A 15663-nucleotide genomic window follows, 5' to 3' on the forward strand; every position below is an offset into this window, starting at 1 on the left:
CGGCGGCGCCGGCATGACCCTCGCCGTCCGCGACGACCGGCTCGCCGAGCTCATGGACGACCCCGACTGCGATCCGGATGCCCTGCGCGCCACGCTGCGGCGCTTCGGCACGGTCAACCGCCTCGTGTCGGGCTGGGGCGTCGTGTACCGCACCCGGCTGCGCCCGCACCTGGGAGCCCTCGGCCGGCCGGCGCACGTCCTCGACATCGGATCGGGCGGCGGAGACCTCGTCGCGCGCCTCGCCGCGGCCGCCCGGCATGACGGGCTCGAGGTGACCTGGACAGGCATCGACCCCGACCCGCGCGCGCACGAGGTCGCCACGGCACGCGGGCCGATCGCCACGGCGAGCTTCCGGAGAGCGGATGCCGCCACCCTGGTCGCGGAGGGCCGCACGTACGACGCGGTGCTGTCGAATCACGTCCTCCACCACCTCGGCGACGATCTCCCCGCGTTCGCCGAGGAATCGCTCACGCTCTCCCGCGGCATCGTGCTGCACAGCGACATCGCCCGCTCGCGGCTGGCGTACGGGCTCTATGCCGTGGGGATCACGCCCTTTGAGCGCGGCACCTTCCTTCGCACCGACGGCCTTCGCTCGATCCGCCGCAGCTACACGCGCGCCGAGCTCGCGGCCGCGCTCGAGGACAGCAGCCGGGGCGCCTGGACGGTGCAGATGCCGGTGCCCTTCCGCCTCGTCGCCGTCGGGCGCGGCCGTGCGTGACGTCACCGTCGTCGGCGCCGGGCCCGTCGGGATGCTGCTCGCCGGCGAGCTCGCCCGTCGCGGAGTCGACGTCGAGCTCCTCGAACGGCGACCCGCTGTCGGCGACGGCACCCGGGCCATCGGCATCCACTCCCCCGTCCTGGCGGCTCTCGAGGCGTCGGGCCTCACGGACCACCTCCTCGCCGAGGCGGTGCGGGTGAGACGCGGCGAGGCACGTTCACGCGGCCGCCTGCTCGGGACGGTGCACTTCGACGTCCTCTCGGCGCGCTTCCCCTTCGTGGCGACACTGCCGCAGGCGGCCACCGAGTCCGTGCTCGGCGCCGAGGCCCCCGAGCCGCTGCGCGGGGCGTACGTGCTCGCGGTGATCCCGCATCGCGACGCCGTGGTGGTGCGCGCAGGCCTCCTCGGCCGCCCGATCGAGTCCGAGAGCCGCATCGTGGTCGTCGCAGGCGGAGGCGCCGCGCGCGACCTCGTCTACCGGCCCGGCGCCGTGCCGGCGCGGGACTACCGCGACCGATATCTGATGACGGATGCCGCCGCCGACGGCGCCGCTGACGGCGAGCTCGCCGTGATCCACCTCGATCCTGACGGCGTGCTCGAGTCGTTCCCGCTGCCCGGCGGCCGCCGCCGGTTCGTCGCGTGGGACCCGCCGGGCGCAGACGACGAGCCCGAGGCGCGCACTCGGCGGCTGCGCGACGCGCTCGCCCGTCGCGGGGAGGCTGCGGCGGCCGATGGGGTGACGGCGGCGACGTCGTTCGGCGTGCGCCGTGTCGTCGCGCCCCGGCTGCGCCACGGCCGCGTGTTCGCGATCGGAGACACCGCCCACGAGGTCAGCCCGATCGGCGGGCAGGGCATGAACCTCGGCCTGCTCGACGCGGTGACGCTGGCGCCGCTCCTGGCCTCCTGGGTGCGCACCGGCCGCGCCCCCGACGTCGGGTTGCTGCGGTGGGAAGCCCGTCGGGTCCAGTCGGCGCGACGGGCCGCGTCGCTGGCGAGCGTGAACACGGCGCTCGGCCGGCCCAGCGGTCGCGGCGACGCGCTGAGGCGCGCGGCGGTGCGCGCGATGCTCGCCGGCCCGTCCGCCCGACTGTTCGCGCGTGCCTACTCGATGGGCTTCGACGTCGACGCCTGACGTGCCGCCGGCCCGAGGTCAGCCGGGGTCCGGTTGTGGGTTTGGGGCGCACAATGTCCGTTGGGGCGCATAAACACCGCCCCAACGGAGGCATCACGCCCCAAACCCGGCCGGGAGGGGATGGCGCCACCCCTGACCCAGCGAGCGGATGCCTCGACCCCGGGCCCCGCGTCACGCGACGAAGGCGCTGCCCGAGGCGACGAGCTGGGCTGCGAGGAGCAGCGCCGCCAGCATCACGAGGCGGAACAGCGCGCGCGTCGGCGGCCTCGAGATCGCGCGCCACGCGGTCACTGCCGCCACGGCGACGACGGCCGCGAAGAAGACCCACGACACCGGCGACACGGCCCCGAGGTCACCGCCGGCGGCCCCGAGCAGCACCGCGACCGCACCGCCCACGACGGCGAGCGCGGCGACGATCGCCGCCAGCCGTGGCCCGAGCCGGTGCGGAAGACCGCGCACGCCGGTGCGCGCATCGTCGGCGAGGTCGGGCAGCACGTTCGTGAGGTGCACGGCGGCGCCGAGCGCGGCGCCGGCGATCCACGCCCACGGCGCCGCGAACGAGGGGTCGGGCGCCGACAGCGTCGCGAGCGACGGGAAGATCCCGAAGCTCACGAGGAACGGCACGATCGACCACGGGGTCGATTTCAGGCCCGCGTTGTAGGCCCAGGCCGAACCGAGCGCCAGAGCGTGGGCGGCCAGCATCCGCCAGCCCAACGGCGCGGAGAGAACCAGAGCCGACGCCAGCAGTCCGAGCGCGGCGCCCCACGCGGCCTGCGCCGAGACGTCTCCGCGGGCGATCGGCTTGTCGGTGCGCCCCACGGCGCGATCCCGCTCAGCGTCGAGGGCGTCGTTCGAGATGCCGACCGACAGCTGCCCCGCGAAGACCGACGTCGTCAGCAGCGCCAGGCGCCAGGCCTCGAGCCCCGTCGCGATGCCCAGGGCGAGGGCGAGCGCAGTCACGACGAGCGTCGGCCCCGGATGCGAAGAACCCCACAGAGCACGGACGGTGCGCACGCGTCGATGCTCTCACGACCCGGTCGACGACGCGGGAGGACATGGAGGGAATGTTCCCAGGTCTATGTCGTTGCATGGATCTGGGCCGACGGGGTCCCGGAAGAGATCGCTCGACCCCAGAGGAGCAGCCCATGTCCACTCTCACCGCCCGCACCGCCGAGACCGACGCGCCGATCATCGACGTGCTCGCCGAGCGCTGGAGCACCCGCATCTTCGACCGCGAGTCGGTCATCGACGAGGCCGCCCTCGCGAGCGCGCTCGAGGCCGCCCGCTGGACGCCGACGGCCGCCAACACACAGGCATGGCGCGTCATCGTCGCCCGTCGAGGCTCGGCCGCGCACGCCACCGTTCTCGGCTCGCTCGCCGGCTTCAACAGCGCGTGGGCGGGCGACGCCGCCGCGCTCGTCGTGTTCGTCGCCGAGACCACGCGCGACGGCGAGCCGATGCGCTGGGCTCAGTACGACACCGGCCAGGTCGCGGCGCACTTCACCGTGCAGGCCCACGCCGACGGCCTGTCGACTCACCAGATGGGCGGCTTCGACCGCGATGCCATCACCGCCGGCTTCGGCCTCAGCTCCGACTTCACTCCCGTCACCGTCATGGCGGTCGGCGAGCTCGGCGACATCCGGCTGGCGTCGGAAGAGCTGCAGGCCCGCGAGAACGCCCCGCGCGTGCGCCGCCCCGCCGCCGACTCGGTGCTCGTGAACGACTGATCCACTGGTACGGGAAACGGATGCCTCGACCCGCTGCTGCGGGTCGAGGCATCCGTCTCTTCGTCCCTCCGCCGCCCGCGGAGCCGTGAGACCACAGTGCACGGACGAGACCGCGGGTGATCCCCACGGTCTCGTCCGCAGACTGTCGTCTCACCGAGGCGCGGAGCGAGGCGTCAGTCGTCGAGCAGCTCGGCCTCGATCACGTCGTCGTCTTCCGTCGGGGGCTCGGCCGCGACGGGGCCGTCGCTCGTCAGCACGAGCGACGAGCCGTCGGCGGCGACATCCACCCGCACCACGTCGCCGTCGCGCACACCGCCCGAGAGCAGGGCCATCGCGAGGCGGTCCTGGATCTCGGACTGAATGAGGCGACGCAGTGGCCGCGCACCGAACACCGGGTCGTAGCCGCGCTCGGCGAGCCAGGCACGCGCATCGGGCGTCACGGCGAGGGCGAGGCGGCGGTCCTTGAGGCGACGCTGCAGCGCGAACACGGCGAGCTCGACGATCTGCGCCAGGTCGTCCTGGCTGAGCGCGGCGAACATCACGATGTCGTCGAGCCGGTTCAGGAACTCGGGCTTGAACGCCTGCCGCACGATCGCCATGACGGCGTCGCGCTTCTCGTCGGCCGAGAGCACCGGGTCGATGAGGATGGGCGAGCCGATGTTCGACGTCAGGATGAGGATCACGTTCGTGAAGTCGACCGTGCGACCCTGGCCGTCGGTGAGCCGGCCGTCGTCCATGACCTGCAGCAGCACGTCGAACACCTCGGGGTGGGCCTTCTCGACCTCGTCGAGCAGCACCACCGAGTAAGGGCGCCGACGCACGGCCTCGGTGAGCTGGCCACCCTGCTCGTACCCGATGTAGCCGGGAGGGGCGCCGACGAGGCGCGAGACCGAGTGCTTCTCGCCGTACTCCGACATGTCGATGCGCACCATCGCGTGCTCGTCGTCGAAGAGGAACTCCGCGAGCGCCTTGGCGAGCTCGGTCTTGCCGACGCCGGTCGGACCGAGGAACAGGAACGAGCCGGTCGGGCGACCGGGGTCGCTGATGCCCGCGCGGGAGCGTCGCACGGCATCCGACACCGCCTTCACGGCATCCTTCTGCCCGATCAGGCGCCTGCCGAGCTCGGACTCGAGGTGCAGCAGCCTCTCGGACTCCCCCTGGAGCAGCCGGCCGACGGGGATGCCGGTCCATGCAGCGATGACGGCCGCGATGTCCTCGTCGGTCACCTGCTCGTTGACCATGCGCTCCTCGGTCGACGCCGCCTCCGCCTGCTCGGCCTGCGCGATCTCGACCTCGAGGCGTTTGATGGTCTCGTACTCGAGCTTCGACGCCCGCGTGTAGTCGGCCTCGCGCAGCGCGCGATCGCGGTCGATGATCGCCTGATCGAGCTGCTTCTTGAGCTCGCCGACGCGGTTGAGACCCGCGCGCTCGCGCTGCCAGCGCTGCTCGAGCACCGACAGGTCCGCTTCGGCGGTGGCCATGTGCTCGCGAAGCGTGGCGAGACGCTCCTTCGACGCGGAGTCCTTCTCCTTCTTCAGGGCGAGCTCCTCGAGCCGCATGCGGTCGATCTGGCGCCGCAGCTGGTCGATCTCGAGCGGGCTCGAGTCGATCTCCATCTTGAGCCGGCTCATCGCCTCGTCGATCAGGTCGATGGCCTTGTCGGGAAGCTGGCGGCTGGGGATGTACCGATTGGACAGGGATGCCGCGGCCACCAGGGCTCCGTCGTTGATGGTGACGCCGTGGTGGGCCTCGTAGCGGCCCTTGAGTCCGCGCAGGATCGCGACAGTGTCTTCGACACTGGGCTCGCCGACATAGACCTGCTGGAAGCGACGCTCGAGCGCAGCATCCTTCTCGATGAACTCGCGGTATTCGTTCAGCGTGGTCGCGCCGATGAGGCGCAACTCGCCGCGCGCGAGCATCGGCTTGAGCATGTTGGATGCTGCGACCGACCCCTCGCCGCCGCCCGCGCCCATGAGCACGTGCAGCTCGTCGATGAACGTGATGATGCGGCCGTCGGACTCGGTGATCTCCTTGAGTACGCTCTTCAGGCGCTCCTCGAACTGGCCGCGGTACATCGCGCCGGCGACGAGGGCGGAGATGTCGAGGGTGACGAGCTCCTTGTTCTTGAGCGACTCGGCGACGTCGCCCGCGACGATGCGCTGCGCGAGGCCCTCGACGACGGCGGTCTTTCCGACGCCGGGCTCGCCGATGAGGACGGGGTTGTTCTTCGTGCGGCGTGTCAGCACCTGGCTGACCCGCCGGATCTCGCTGTCCCGCCCGATGACGGGGTCGAGCTTGCCCTGTCGGGCACGGTCTGTGAGGTTGATACCGAACTGCTCGAGGGCGCTCTGCGCGTCCTCCTGCCCGGGCTGTTGCGTGGCGTTCATATGTCTCCTGAAATCTGGGGACCCAACTCTTGGTCAAAGTTGAGTCGTCATGGCTCAAGTTTATCAGCGGGGCGCTCCCCGAGCAATGCGACGCTAGTCCTCGATCTCTGCCCGGGCGTCGGCGTAGGCGCGGCGCAGCCCTTCGCCCACCCATTCGGTGCCGCGGTAGACGTTGTCGGCGCCGATGTCGACGGTGAGTCCACCGGCATCGAGCTGCGAGATGACGCGGTCCTCCGTGGCCACCACCTTGAGTGTCGAGTCGGCATCTCGCAGCCCGGCCGCGAACCGCCGCAGCACTTCGACGTGCGAGAGGCCGATCTCGTCGGTGCCGCGCAGACGCACGATGACCACCGATCCGCTCGATTCGCGACTGACGTCGGGCAGCTGGCGCTCGAACACCGGCGCGCTGGCGAAGAACAGGCTCCCGTAGGGCTGCAGCACCAGCACCTCGCCCGGTGGAACGACCGCGGGGGGATCGGTCTCGCGCATGCGACCATCGTGGGCGATCACGACGGCCCTCACCCGCACGCTGTTCGACTGCTCGGCGACGTACAGGATGACACCGAGCCCCACACCGACGAGCACGGCGAACTGCAACGGGATGATCAGCGTCAGTCCGAACGTCACCGCCATGATCGTCGTCGGCAGCGGGCCCGACTTGATCACCGAGTAGATGCGGCTCGGCTTGATCGCGCGCCAGCCCACGACGATGAGCAGCCCCGCGAGTGCCGGCATCGCCACGAACGCGACGACGTCGGCCAGGGCGAAGATCACGACGGCCATCACGGCCCCCGCGATGAACAACGACATGCGCGTCTTCGCCCCCGCCTGCACGATGAGCGACGAGCCGGACATCGACCCGCCGACCGGCATGCCCTGGAACAGCCCCGAGACGACGTTGCCGAGTCCTTGCCCCATGAAGTCGCGGTTCGCGTCGGCACGCCTGCCGTCGGCGGTCGGGATGCCGGCGGAGACGGCTGCCCCCTGCACGAGGCCGATGAAGGTGAGCGACAGCGCCGGAATGAGCAGGGTCGGGGCATCGGCGATGCTCGGCAGCACCGGCGCAGGCAGCCCGCGCGGCACGTCGACGATGTCGCGCAGCAGCACGACGGAGTCCGGCACCCACAGATTCAGCAGCACCGCGCACAGCGAGCCCACCACCACGGCGATGACGAGCCCCATGCTGCCGACCCGGGTCGGCAGGAGCACCACGATGATGAGGATCGCGATCGCGCCGACGACAAGGGACGGGATGTTCCACTGCCCGACATGCACGAGCACGTCGATCGTCTTGAGCAGCCGGTTGGCGCCCTGCGCCTGGTAGCCGGTGAAGTTCGACAGCTGGCCGAGGATGATGTTGACGCCGATCGCCGTGACGAAACCGGTCATGACCGGCGTCGGCACGAAGCTGATCAGCCGCCCGCCGCGCAGGAGGCCCGCGATCACCATGATGATGCCGGTCAGGATCGCGAGGGTGAAGAGCCCGCGATCCAGATCGGGGAGGGTCTCGAGCCCTGCATCCGAGACGACGAGCGCCATCGCGCTGGTCGCCTGCACGGCCATGAACGCGCTGCTCGTGAGCACGGCCGCACCCACCATGCCGAAGAGGTACCCGTAGAGGCCGGCGAGCGGGTTCACCCCGGCCAGCAGCCCCGCGGCGAGGCCGTCGGGCACCGCCTCGACGCCGAGGATCACACCCGCGACGGCGTCCTTGCGCAGCGTCTTACGGGAGAACCACGATCTCGGATCGAACCCCACGGGTCACACGCTAGCGAAGGCCTCCCCGCACGCGGCGGGAACCTTTCGACGCGCACGGACATCGCGCGTAATTCGCGCGACCTGCATGAAGAGGACTCTTCCCAGGATTCTCCCAGGATGGCTAGTCTGACGCCTAGCGGCACCAACACCGCACGGGCGCCGCGACGCCCGACGCTGAACGGCCTCCCCGGCCGACATGAAGGGACCTCGCCATGACCAACTCTGATGTCAACACCTCCGGATGGGCCGGATGGGGCGTCTTCGCCGCCGTCGTGCTCATCGTCGGCGGCACGATCGACGCCTTCCACGGCCTGCAGGCGCTCATCGGCCCTGACACGGCCTACTTCCTCGGGCAGGAAGCGCTCTTCTCGATCGACGTCCAGGGCTGGGGCTGGTGGCACCTGATCGCCGGCGCGCTGCTCATCCTCGTCGGCATCTTCCTGCTGCTGGGCGCGACCTGGGCGCGCGTCACCGCGATCGTGCTCGTCGCGATCAACGCGATTGGCCAGATCACGCTCATCTCGGTGCAGCCGTGGCTGTCGCTGGCACTGCTCGCCGTCGACATCCTCGTGATCTACGCGCTCACCGTGCACGGCCGCGAGATCGACGCCAAGAAGGCCTGACCCCGTCGTAGGGCGTGAGAACGCCCTACGCCACGGACACGAGAACGGATGCCTCGTCCCCCGCTTCGGCGGAGGCCGAGGCTGGGCCCCCGCGCCCGGAGGCTCCGAACGACGCGTCAGCGGCGTGTGGAGTGGGCGTGGGGACCCTCATCTCATCGAGGTGGCAGGTGAAGCGCGAGCGGTACCCGGTCGGCGTCGTGCCGAGCACACGCGCGAAGTTCTGGCGCAGCACGGCGGCCGACCCGAACCCGCTCTCGTAAGCGATGCGGTCGAGACCGAGGTCGGTCTTCTCGAGCAGGCGCTGGGCGTGGATGATCCGCTGGCGGGCGAGCCACGCGGCCGGCGTCGCGCCGTAGTCGGCCTTGAACCGACGGGCGAACGTGCGCGGCGACATGTGCGCCTTCGACGCGAGCTGGTCGACCGTGAGGTCGAGGCGCAGGTTGTCGAGCATCCAGTCGGTGACGGGCGCGAGCGACAGCGACGTCGTGGCCGGAAGCGGGTTCGCGATGAACTGCGCCTGACCGCCGTCGCGCTGCGGCGGAACGACCATGCGGCGGGCGATGATGTTGGTGAGCTCCGCGCCGAGCTCCTGACGCAGCAGGTGCAGGCAGGCGTCGAGACCCGCGGCGGTGCCGGCGCTCGTGATGATGCGGCCGTCCTGCACGTAGAGCACGTCGGGGTCGACGTCGATGGACGGGTACATCTCCTTCATCTTCTGCGCGTACATCCAGTGCGTCGTCGCACGGCGGCCGTTGAGCACGCCGGAGGCCGCGACGACGAACGACCCGCTGCACACGCTCAGCACCCACGCGTCGCGGGCGACCGCGGCGCGGATGACATCGAGCACACGGTCGTCGACGCTGCCCCAGTACTGGTGGGGAACCGGCGACACCACCACGAGGTCGGCCTCGTATGCGAACGAGAGGTCGGCGTCGACGTTGATCGAGAAGCCCATCTTGGACTGCACGACTCCCGGGTCGGGCGTGACCACGCGGAAGTCGAAGTTCGGGATGCCGTCGTCGGACCGGTCGAGGCCGAACGCCTCGCACGCGACTCCGAACTCGAACGGCGCGAAGCCGTCCGTGACGATGCAGGCCACCGTTTTCATTCGAACCTCCGCGACTGGCAGTTTTCGTGCGATGTGTGTCAATTCTGCCACTCGTGGCAGGACTGACGCAAGCGTAGCGTTTCTGCCATGTTCATGGTGATTCTTCTCGCAGCCCTGTCCGCGGTGGCCTTCGCATCGACGATCGCCGCCCTTCGCAACGACGGTTACCGTCGCCTCCCCACCGACCGCACCCGCCTCCCCTGATGCGGCGCCGGCCACCCCGACCCCTCCTCAACTGAGGATGAGAGCCGGGATGAGGGGCGGATCCCGCGATTCGCTCCTCATCCCGGCTCTCGTCCTCATATGAGGAGCGAGAGATCCGAGCCGCGATCAGGCGGTGGCGCGGACGTAGACGTCGACCATCGCCGCGGTGCGCGACGACTGCCGGAACCGCTCGCGGATGGTCGGGTCGGGCACGCGCGGCGTTCCGGCGGAGATCTCGGATGCTGCCTCCCGCAGTGCATCCGCGAGCGCGGCGACCGACGGATCCGCGCTCACGCCGTCCCCCACAGCCCAGAAGCCCTCGCCGAGCTCTGCGGCCAGATCCGGGTCGCTGACCACCGACGGCGTGCCGAGCGAGGCCGCCTCGAAGATCGTCATGCCCTGCGTCTCGAAGCCGATCGAGGTCTGCACGACGGCGTCGGCGGCCGCGATGCGCCGCAGAGTCTGGGCGTACGGCATCCGTCCCGCGAAGGTCACGGTCGCACGGGGCCGGAGCTTCTCGACGAGCCGCCGCGCCGCGCGAAGCTGGCCGCCGCCGCCGATGACCTCGACCTCGGCCTCGACGCCCGACGCGGCGAGCGCCTCCAGGAAGGGCATCAGACGCTTCTCGGGACTCATGCGCCCCAGCCACACGAACCGCGGCCGCCGCTCCAGCGCCGAAACACGGGCCGGTGACGACGACACGCCGGAAACGGATGCCTCGGCCCGGCGTGTCGCGTCACCGACCCGTGTTTCGGCAGGGGAACTGGGGGGAAGAGGGGCATCGGGGCGGAGCGACAGCACCTCGTCGAGGACGTCGTCGTCGATGCCGTTCCAGATCACGTCGACCGCCGGCGCGTCGGAAGCGGGCAGCACCCCGTTCGCCTCGAGCCGGTGCGCGAAGTGCGCCGACGGCGCGGTGATCGCGGCGGCGCGGGCGCCGAACCGCCGCAGGTACGCCCAGCCGTCGTGTCCCGGCTCCGGCGCCCCGACGCGGCGCCCGAGCGCCCGGCGCTGCCACGCGTTCAGCACCCGCAGCACGGTCTTCGGGAACGGCGTGGTCGCCTCGATGCCCACGTCGAGCCGGTTGTGCATCGTGTGGACGATCGGGATGCCGTGTCGCTGCGCGTAGCGCACGCCGATGAACGCACCCCAGAAGTCCGCCTGGATGTGCACGACGTCGACCGGAGGACGACCCGCCATCGCAGCATCCAACCACCGATCGGTGCTCCGGCCCGGCCACGTCATGGAGTATTCGCGGTCCACCGTGATGGGGATCGACGGCAGGTCCACGTACGCGGAGTCGCCTGCCGCCGCGCGCGCCCGTGGGCCGTGCATCGCCGGCGCGACGATCGTCACGGTGTGCCCGGCCTTCTCGAGGAAGCGGCGCTGCAGGCGCATCGAGACCTGCGCCCCGCCGAGCGACTCGGCGTGCTGGTCGCCGAACATCACGACGTGCACGGCGGCCTACTCTGGCAGCGGCTCGTCGCGGTACAGGGCCTCGAAGGTGTCGAGCGTGCGCTTCATGTCGTGCACCTTGACGCCTTCGAGCGAGCACCGCTGCATGCGCATGCGCTCCTCGGGCGACTGCGTCAGCACCGTCGTGAGCTTGGCGGCGAGGTCGTCGACGTCTCCGGGGCGGAACAGATACCCGTTCTCGCCGTCGTGGACGAGGTGGGGAAGCGCGACCGCGTCGGCGGCGACGATCGGCAGTCCCGACGCCATCGCCTCCATGGTCGCGATCGACTGCAGCTCGGCGATCGAGGCGATCACGAAGAGGCTCGCGTCGGTGAGCAGAGCCCGCAGCTCCTCGTCCGTCGTGTGGCCGTGGAAGAAGACGCGGTCGCCGAGCCCCAGCTCGGTGACGAGCTGCTCGAGGTTGCGGCGCTGATCGCCCGAGCCCACGATGTCGAAGCGCACGTCGAGCGCCGGGTCGAGCTTCGCGACGGCGCGCAGCACGACGTCGATCTGCTTCTCGGTCGTGAGGCGCCCCACGAACACCAGACGGTGCGCGCCGCGGGGCGTGAGGTCGGCCGTGTAGTTCGACGCGTCGATGCCGCAGCTGACCGGGATGACGCCGTCGATGTCGATCGTGCGCTCGAGGAACTCGGCGGCCTTGCGCGTCGGGGTCGTGACCGCGCGCGTCATCTTGAAGGTGCGCTCGGCGTCCTCCCACGCGAGCTTGACCGCGTACTGCGTCCACGACGGCGGGAGCACGGTGAAGTCGAGCACGTTCTCCGCCATGACGTGGTTGGTCGCGACGACCGGGATGCCGCGCTTGCGCGCCTCCCGCGTGAGGCCACGGCCGATCACGATGTGCGACTGGATGTGCACGACGTCGGGCTTGACCTCGTCGAGGACGCGGCGCGCATAGTGCTTCGACATGAACGGCATGACGAAGGTGAGCCAGTCGTGCGGGTACCAGCGCCACGACGGCAGCCGGTGCATCGTCATCGGCTGCCCCTCGATCACCTCGGTGAAGGTGCCGTGCTCGCGGTGCGTCTTGCTCGGTGCCATCACGTGCACCTCGTGGCCGCGCGCGACCATGCCGGCGGCGAGGCGCTCCGCGAAGCGGGCGGCGCCGTTCACGTGCGGGAGGAACGTGTCGGCGCCGTAGAGGATCGTCAGTGCGCGAGGACTCGCGGCGTCGGCGGGGGTGTCGTCGGGCGTCGCAGGATCGGTCACGGGTTGGGGGCCTGTCTGTGCGGCGGGGGACGCGCGGCAGCGGCTGGCGCCACGCGCCCTCCACCCTACCCGAGGGCCTTCCGGGGGCTCCCCAGGAACGCGCCAGTGGAGGCACGTACCCTGGTCGCATGCCCCGCCTGCAGGCCGACGCCGATCCGAACCTCTGGGTGCCCGTGACCGAATCGCTCGGCTTCCGCGGGCGCCGTCACCGCAAGACCGCGATACGGATGCTGCTGAATCAGGCGGGCGGCTTGATGATCGGCCCTGCGGGCGCGACGCCGATCGAGTCGTCGGGCGCCGCGAGCGGGCAGCCGCGCTCCGGGAACGGCTTCGCCGCCTGGGCGATGAGCCAGGCCGCACCGTTCCTCATGCGCAAGGCCGCGGGACGCGTGCTGGTGTGGGTCTGGAAGGCCGATGCCGAGCTCGTCGTCGTGATGGCGCAGGTGCAGCAGGCCACGAACGACCTCCGTGCCGCTCGCGCCATGATGCCGATGGAGTACGACGACACCGAGAGCTTCCGCAATCCGTACCTCGGCGTCGGCGAGAAGCTCGAGATGGCGCTCCCCTCCGATCAGCGCACCCCTCCGTTCGCCACCTACACGTGGGACACCGGCACGCACTTCGTCACCGTCACCGCCGTCTGCTCCGATCGCGAGCGCTTCGGCACCGTGATCGGCAGCGTCGACGACCTCGCGCGCACGCTCCGTGTCGTGGACGACCTGACGGTCGGCGAGTCGCCCGAGGTGCTCCGCATCGAGCCGAAGAACTGAGAGGCTCTTCGACGTGACTTCGTCGAGGCATCCCGCAGACCATCGTCCGTTGCGGATCGGCGTGCAGCTCGCGCCGCAGCACGGGTCGTACACCGCCTATCGTGATGCCGTGCTGCGCGCGGAGGAGCTCGGCGTCGACGTCGTCTTCAACTGGGACCACTTCTTCCCGCTCACCGAGCCGTTCGACGCCGCCCATTTCGAGGCGTGGACTGTGCTCGCCGCGATGGCCGAGCAGACCGAGCGCGTCGAGTTCGGCCCGCTGGTCAACTGCAGCTCGTACCGCAACCCCGATCTGCAGGCCGACATGGCGCGCACCGTCGACCACATCAGCGCCCGCGCCACCGGGACGGGGCGGCTCATCTTCGGCACCGGCTCGGGGTGGGCGCAGCCCGACTACGACGCGTACGGCTACGAGTTCGGCACCGTCGGCTCGCGGCTCGACGACCTCGCCGAGGACCTCCCGCGCGTGCGCGCCCGCTGGGAGCGCCTGAACCCTCCGCCCACACGGCGGATCCCGATCCTCATCGGCGGTCAAGGCGAGCGCAAGACGCTGCGACTCGTGGCTCGGCACGCCGACATCTGGCACACCTTCACGAAACTCGACGACCTCCCCCGCAAGATCGGCGTGCTCCACGACTGGTGCGAGCGGGAAGGCCGCGACCCCGCCGGCATCGAGCTGTCGACCGGCTACACCGTGCGCGGATTCGGCCCGCTGCTCGAGGACGCGGATGCCGCGTCCCGCCTGTACGACCTCGGCTTCCGGCTGATCGTCCCGGCGATCGACGGACCCGACTACGACCTCGCGCCGGTGAAGGCGCTCCTGGAGTGGCGCGACCGGATCAACGGCGCCTGACGGCGAACACCCGATACGGTAGCCACGCCGATATCGTTCGACGACCCCAGGAGGACGCCCATGGGCGCCGTCATCGGAGAGATCCTTCCCCTCGCCCTCGGTGTGGCGATCAGCCCGATCCCGATCATCGCGGCGATCCTCATGCTGCTGTCGCCGAAGGCGCGGGTCACGAGCGTCGGCTTCCTGCTCGGCTGGGTGCTGGGCATCGTGGTCGCGGTGACGGTGTTCACGCTCCTCTCGTCGATCCTCCCCGCGCAGGACGCGGATGCCTCGAAGCCGATCCAGGGCGTCATCCAGCTGCTCCTCGGCGCGGGGCTGCTCCTGCTCTCGCTCCGCCAGTGGCGTGGCCGGCCCAAGGCGGGCGAGGAGCCCCAGATGCCGACCTGGATGCAGGCGATCGACAAGGTCAGCCTTCCCGTCGCGTTGGGCCTCGGCTTCCTCCTCTCGGCGATCAACCCGAAGAACCTCCTGATGGCCGCCGCGGCCGGCGTCGACATCGGGTCGGCGGGGCTCGAGGTCGGGTCGATCGTGCTCGTGATCGCGTTGTTCACGCTGATCGCAGCATCCACCGTCCTCGTTCCGGTGGTCGGCTACCTCATCGCCGCCGAGAGGCTCCGCGGGCCGCTCGACGCGCTGCGCGTATGGCTCGGCAAGGAGAACGCGGTCATCATGGCGGTGCTGCTGCTGGTCATCGGCGTCTCGCTCATCGGCAAGGGCATCGGGTCGTTCTGACTCCGCGCCGGGCTACGGTGGAGCGGTGACGGCGGCGACCCACGACCAAGTGCTCCTCGACGGCGGCGTGTTCCGCATGGGGTCGGACGAGTTCTACCCCGACGAGCAGCCCGTGCACGAGCGCAGGATCGGACCGTTCCGCATCGACAGGTACGCCGTCACCAACGCGCAGTACGCCGTGTTCGTCGACGACACCGGCTACGTGACGGTCGCCGAGCGCGAGCTCGACCCGGCCGCGTTCGAGGGCGCGGATCCCGCCGACCTCGTCCCGGGCGCGATGGTGTTCACTCCGACTCCGGGCCCCGTCGACCTCCGTGACTGGCGCAACTGGTGGCGCTGGCAGCCGGGCGCGTTCTGGCGCCGGCCGTTCGGACCCGAGTCTTCGATCGACGAGCGGCTGCAGCATCCGGTCGTCCACGTCGCCTTCGAGGATGCGACCGCGTATGCCGAATGGGCCGGGCTGCGCCTGCCCACCGAGGCCGAGCACGAGTACGCCGCGCGCGGCGGGCTCGAGGGCGCGCGGTTCGCGTGGGGCGACGAGCCCTACCCGGGCGGCGTCGCGCAGGCGAACTCGTGGCTCGGCCGCTTCCCCTACGACAACCACGGCGTCGGGGATGCCGCACCCGTCGGCTCGTACGAGCCCAACGGCTACGGGCTCTACGACATGACCGGCAACGTGTGGGAGTGGACGACCGACTACTACACGCCTCGCCACCTGCGCCTGTCGGACAAGCCCGTCGACGCCGGCAAACGCGCGAACCTGCTCGCGGCGGCGAGCGCGCAGGACGGCTTCCCGTCGATCCCGCGCCGCGTGCTCAAGGGCGGCTCGCACCTGTGCTCGCCCGACTACTGCCTGCGTTTCCGACCCGCCGCGCGCTCCCCTCAGGCCGAGGACACCGGCATGTCGCACATCGGCTTCCGCTGCGCCTCCGACGCCTGACCCCGGCTGAAGACAGCGGGGCGCGGTCG

Annotated in this window: 14 protein-coding genes; 8 read left to right on the forward strand and 6 right to left on the reverse strand. The window is 70.8% G+C overall.

Going from position 1 to position 15663, the window contains the following annotated elements:
• Positions 1-13 precede the first annotated feature (13 nt).
• Together J2Y46_RS03410 and J2Y46_RS03415 are read left to right on the forward strand one after the other, a co-directional pair.
• Positions 14-718, forward strand: coding sequence for a methyltransferase domain-containing protein (locus tag J2Y46_RS03410; protein WP_310240231.1), 705 nt, complete (start codon positions 14-16; stop codon positions 716-718).
• On the forward strand, positions 711-1850 hold the full coding sequence (locus J2Y46_RS03415) for an NAD(P)/FAD-dependent oxidoreductase (protein WP_310240232.1): 1140 nt from the start codon (positions 711-713) through the stop codon (positions 1848-1850). Before J2Y46_RS03410 ends, J2Y46_RS03415 begins: the two co-directional genes overlap by 8 nt.
• Positions 1851-2021: 171 nt before the next feature.
• On the opposite strand, the gene J2Y46_RS03420 is transcribed toward J2Y46_RS03415, so the two are convergent.
• Complete coding sequence (locus J2Y46_RS03420; RefSeq protein WP_045299335.1) at positions 2022-2864, reverse strand: UbiA family prenyltransferase; 843 nt, start codon at positions 2862-2864, stop codon at positions 2022-2024.
• A gap of 131 nt (positions 2865-2995) precedes the next feature.
• Here J2Y46_RS03420 and J2Y46_RS03425 point away from each other — a divergent pair, with 131 nt between their 5' ends.
• Positions 2996-3577: a nitroreductase family protein gene (locus tag J2Y46_RS03425; RefSeq protein WP_045299337.1), complete on the forward strand. Its 582-nt coding sequence runs from the start codon at positions 2996-2998 to the stop codon at positions 3575-3577.
• A 173-nt stretch (positions 3578-3750) separates the two neighbouring features.
• Here J2Y46_RS03425 and J2Y46_RS03430 read toward each other — a convergent pair whose 3' ends face one another.
• Positions 3751-5964, reverse strand: coding sequence for an ATP-dependent Clp protease ATP-binding subunit (locus J2Y46_RS03430; protein WP_084695581.1), 2214 nt, complete (start codon positions 5962-5964; stop codon positions 3751-3753).
• Positions 5965-6057: 93 nt separating this feature from the next.
• Positions 6058-7722 carry a SulP family inorganic anion transporter gene (locus J2Y46_RS03435; protein ID WP_310240235.1) on the reverse strand — a complete coding sequence of 555 codons (1665 nt, stop codon included), beginning with the start codon at positions 7720-7722 and terminating at the stop codon, positions 6058-6060.
• Between the two features lie 212 nt (positions 7723-7934).
• Here J2Y46_RS03435 and J2Y46_RS03440 point away from each other — a divergent pair, with 212 nt between their 5' ends.
• A complete protein-coding gene (locus tag J2Y46_RS03440; RefSeq protein WP_045299341.1) occupies positions 7935-8345 on the forward strand; it encodes a hypothetical protein in 411 nt (136 codons plus the stop codon).
• Between the two features lie 25 nt (positions 8346-8370).
• Here the strand turns inward: J2Y46_RS03440 and J2Y46_RS03445 are convergent, their stop codons facing one another.
• From J2Y46_RS03445 to J2Y46_RS03455, 3 genes are all read right to left on the reverse strand, one after another.
• Complete coding sequence (locus tag J2Y46_RS03445; protein WP_310240238.1) at positions 8371-9453, reverse strand: helix-turn-helix domain-containing protein; 1083 nt, start codon at positions 9451-9453, stop codon at positions 8371-8373.
• Between the two features lie 330 nt (positions 9454-9783).
• Entirely contained in the window at positions 9784-11115 is a 1332-nt protein-coding gene (locus J2Y46_RS03450; protein WP_310240240.1) for a glycosyltransferase, read from the reverse strand.
• Between the two features lie 6 nt (positions 11116-11121).
• Complete coding sequence (locus tag J2Y46_RS03455) at positions 11122-12339, reverse strand: glycosyltransferase (RefSeq protein WP_310240241.1); 1218 nt, start codon at positions 12337-12339, stop codon at positions 11122-11124.
• Positions 12340-12467: 128 nt separating this feature from the next.
• On the opposite strand from J2Y46_RS03455, the gene J2Y46_RS03460 reads away from it, so the two are divergent.
• The 4 genes from J2Y46_RS03460 to J2Y46_RS03475 are packed head-to-tail and all read left to right on the forward strand — an operon-like array spanning position 12468 to position 15634.
• Entirely contained in the window at positions 12468-13109 is a 642-nt protein-coding gene (locus J2Y46_RS03460; protein WP_045299346.1) for a hypothetical protein, read from the forward strand.
• A gap of 13 nt (positions 13110-13122) precedes the next feature.
• Positions 13123-13962, forward strand: a complete 840-nt coding sequence (locus tag J2Y46_RS03465; protein WP_310240243.1) for an LLM class F420-dependent oxidoreductase — start codon at positions 13123-13125, stop codon at positions 13960-13962.
• 60 nt (positions 13963-14022) lie between these two features.
• Entirely contained in the window at positions 14023-14694 is a 672-nt protein-coding gene (locus tag J2Y46_RS03470; RefSeq protein WP_310240245.1) for a GAP family protein, read from the forward strand.
• A gap of 25 nt (positions 14695-14719) precedes the next feature.
• Positions 14720-15634: a formylglycine-generating enzyme family protein gene (locus J2Y46_RS03475; protein ID WP_310240246.1), complete on the forward strand. Its 915-nt coding sequence runs from the start codon at positions 14720-14722 to the stop codon at positions 15632-15634.
• Positions 15635-15663: the final 29 nt, after the last annotated feature.

Origin of the sequence: Microbacterium sp. BE35 (genome assembly GCF_031457705.1) — a bacterium.
Lineage (GTDB): Bacteria > Actinomycetota > Actinomycetes > Actinomycetales > Microbacteriaceae > Microbacterium > Microbacterium trichothecenolyticum.

Bases quoted from the DNA above. Each gene is read 5' to 3' on its own strand.
- J2Y46_RS03410 (WP_310240231.1), top strand. From the start codon at position 14: ATGACCCTCGCCGTCCGCGACGACCGGCTCGCCGAGCTCATGGACGAC.
- J2Y46_RS03425 (WP_045299337.1), top strand. From the start codon at position 2,996: ATGTCCACTCTCACCGCCCGCACCGCCGAGACCGACGCGCCGATCATC.
- J2Y46_RS03430 (WP_084695581.1), bottom strand. From the start codon at position 5,964: ATGAACGCCACGCAACAGCCCGGGCAGGAGGACGCGCAGAGCGCCCTC.
- J2Y46_RS03440 (WP_045299341.1), top strand. From the start codon at position 7,935: ATGACCAACTCTGATGTCAACACCTCCGGATGGGCCGGATGGGGCGTC.
- J2Y46_RS03445 (WP_310240238.1), bottom strand. From the start codon at position 9,453: ATGAAAACGGTGGCCTGCATCGTCACGGACGGCTTCGCGCCGTTCGAG.
- J2Y46_RS03460 (WP_045299346.1), top strand. From the start codon at position 12,468: ATGCCCCGCCTGCAGGCCGACGCCGATCCGAACCTCTGGGTGCCCGTG.
- J2Y46_RS03470 (WP_310240245.1), top strand. From the start codon at position 14,023: ATGGGCGCCGTCATCGGAGAGATCCTTCCCCTCGCCCTCGGTGTGGCG.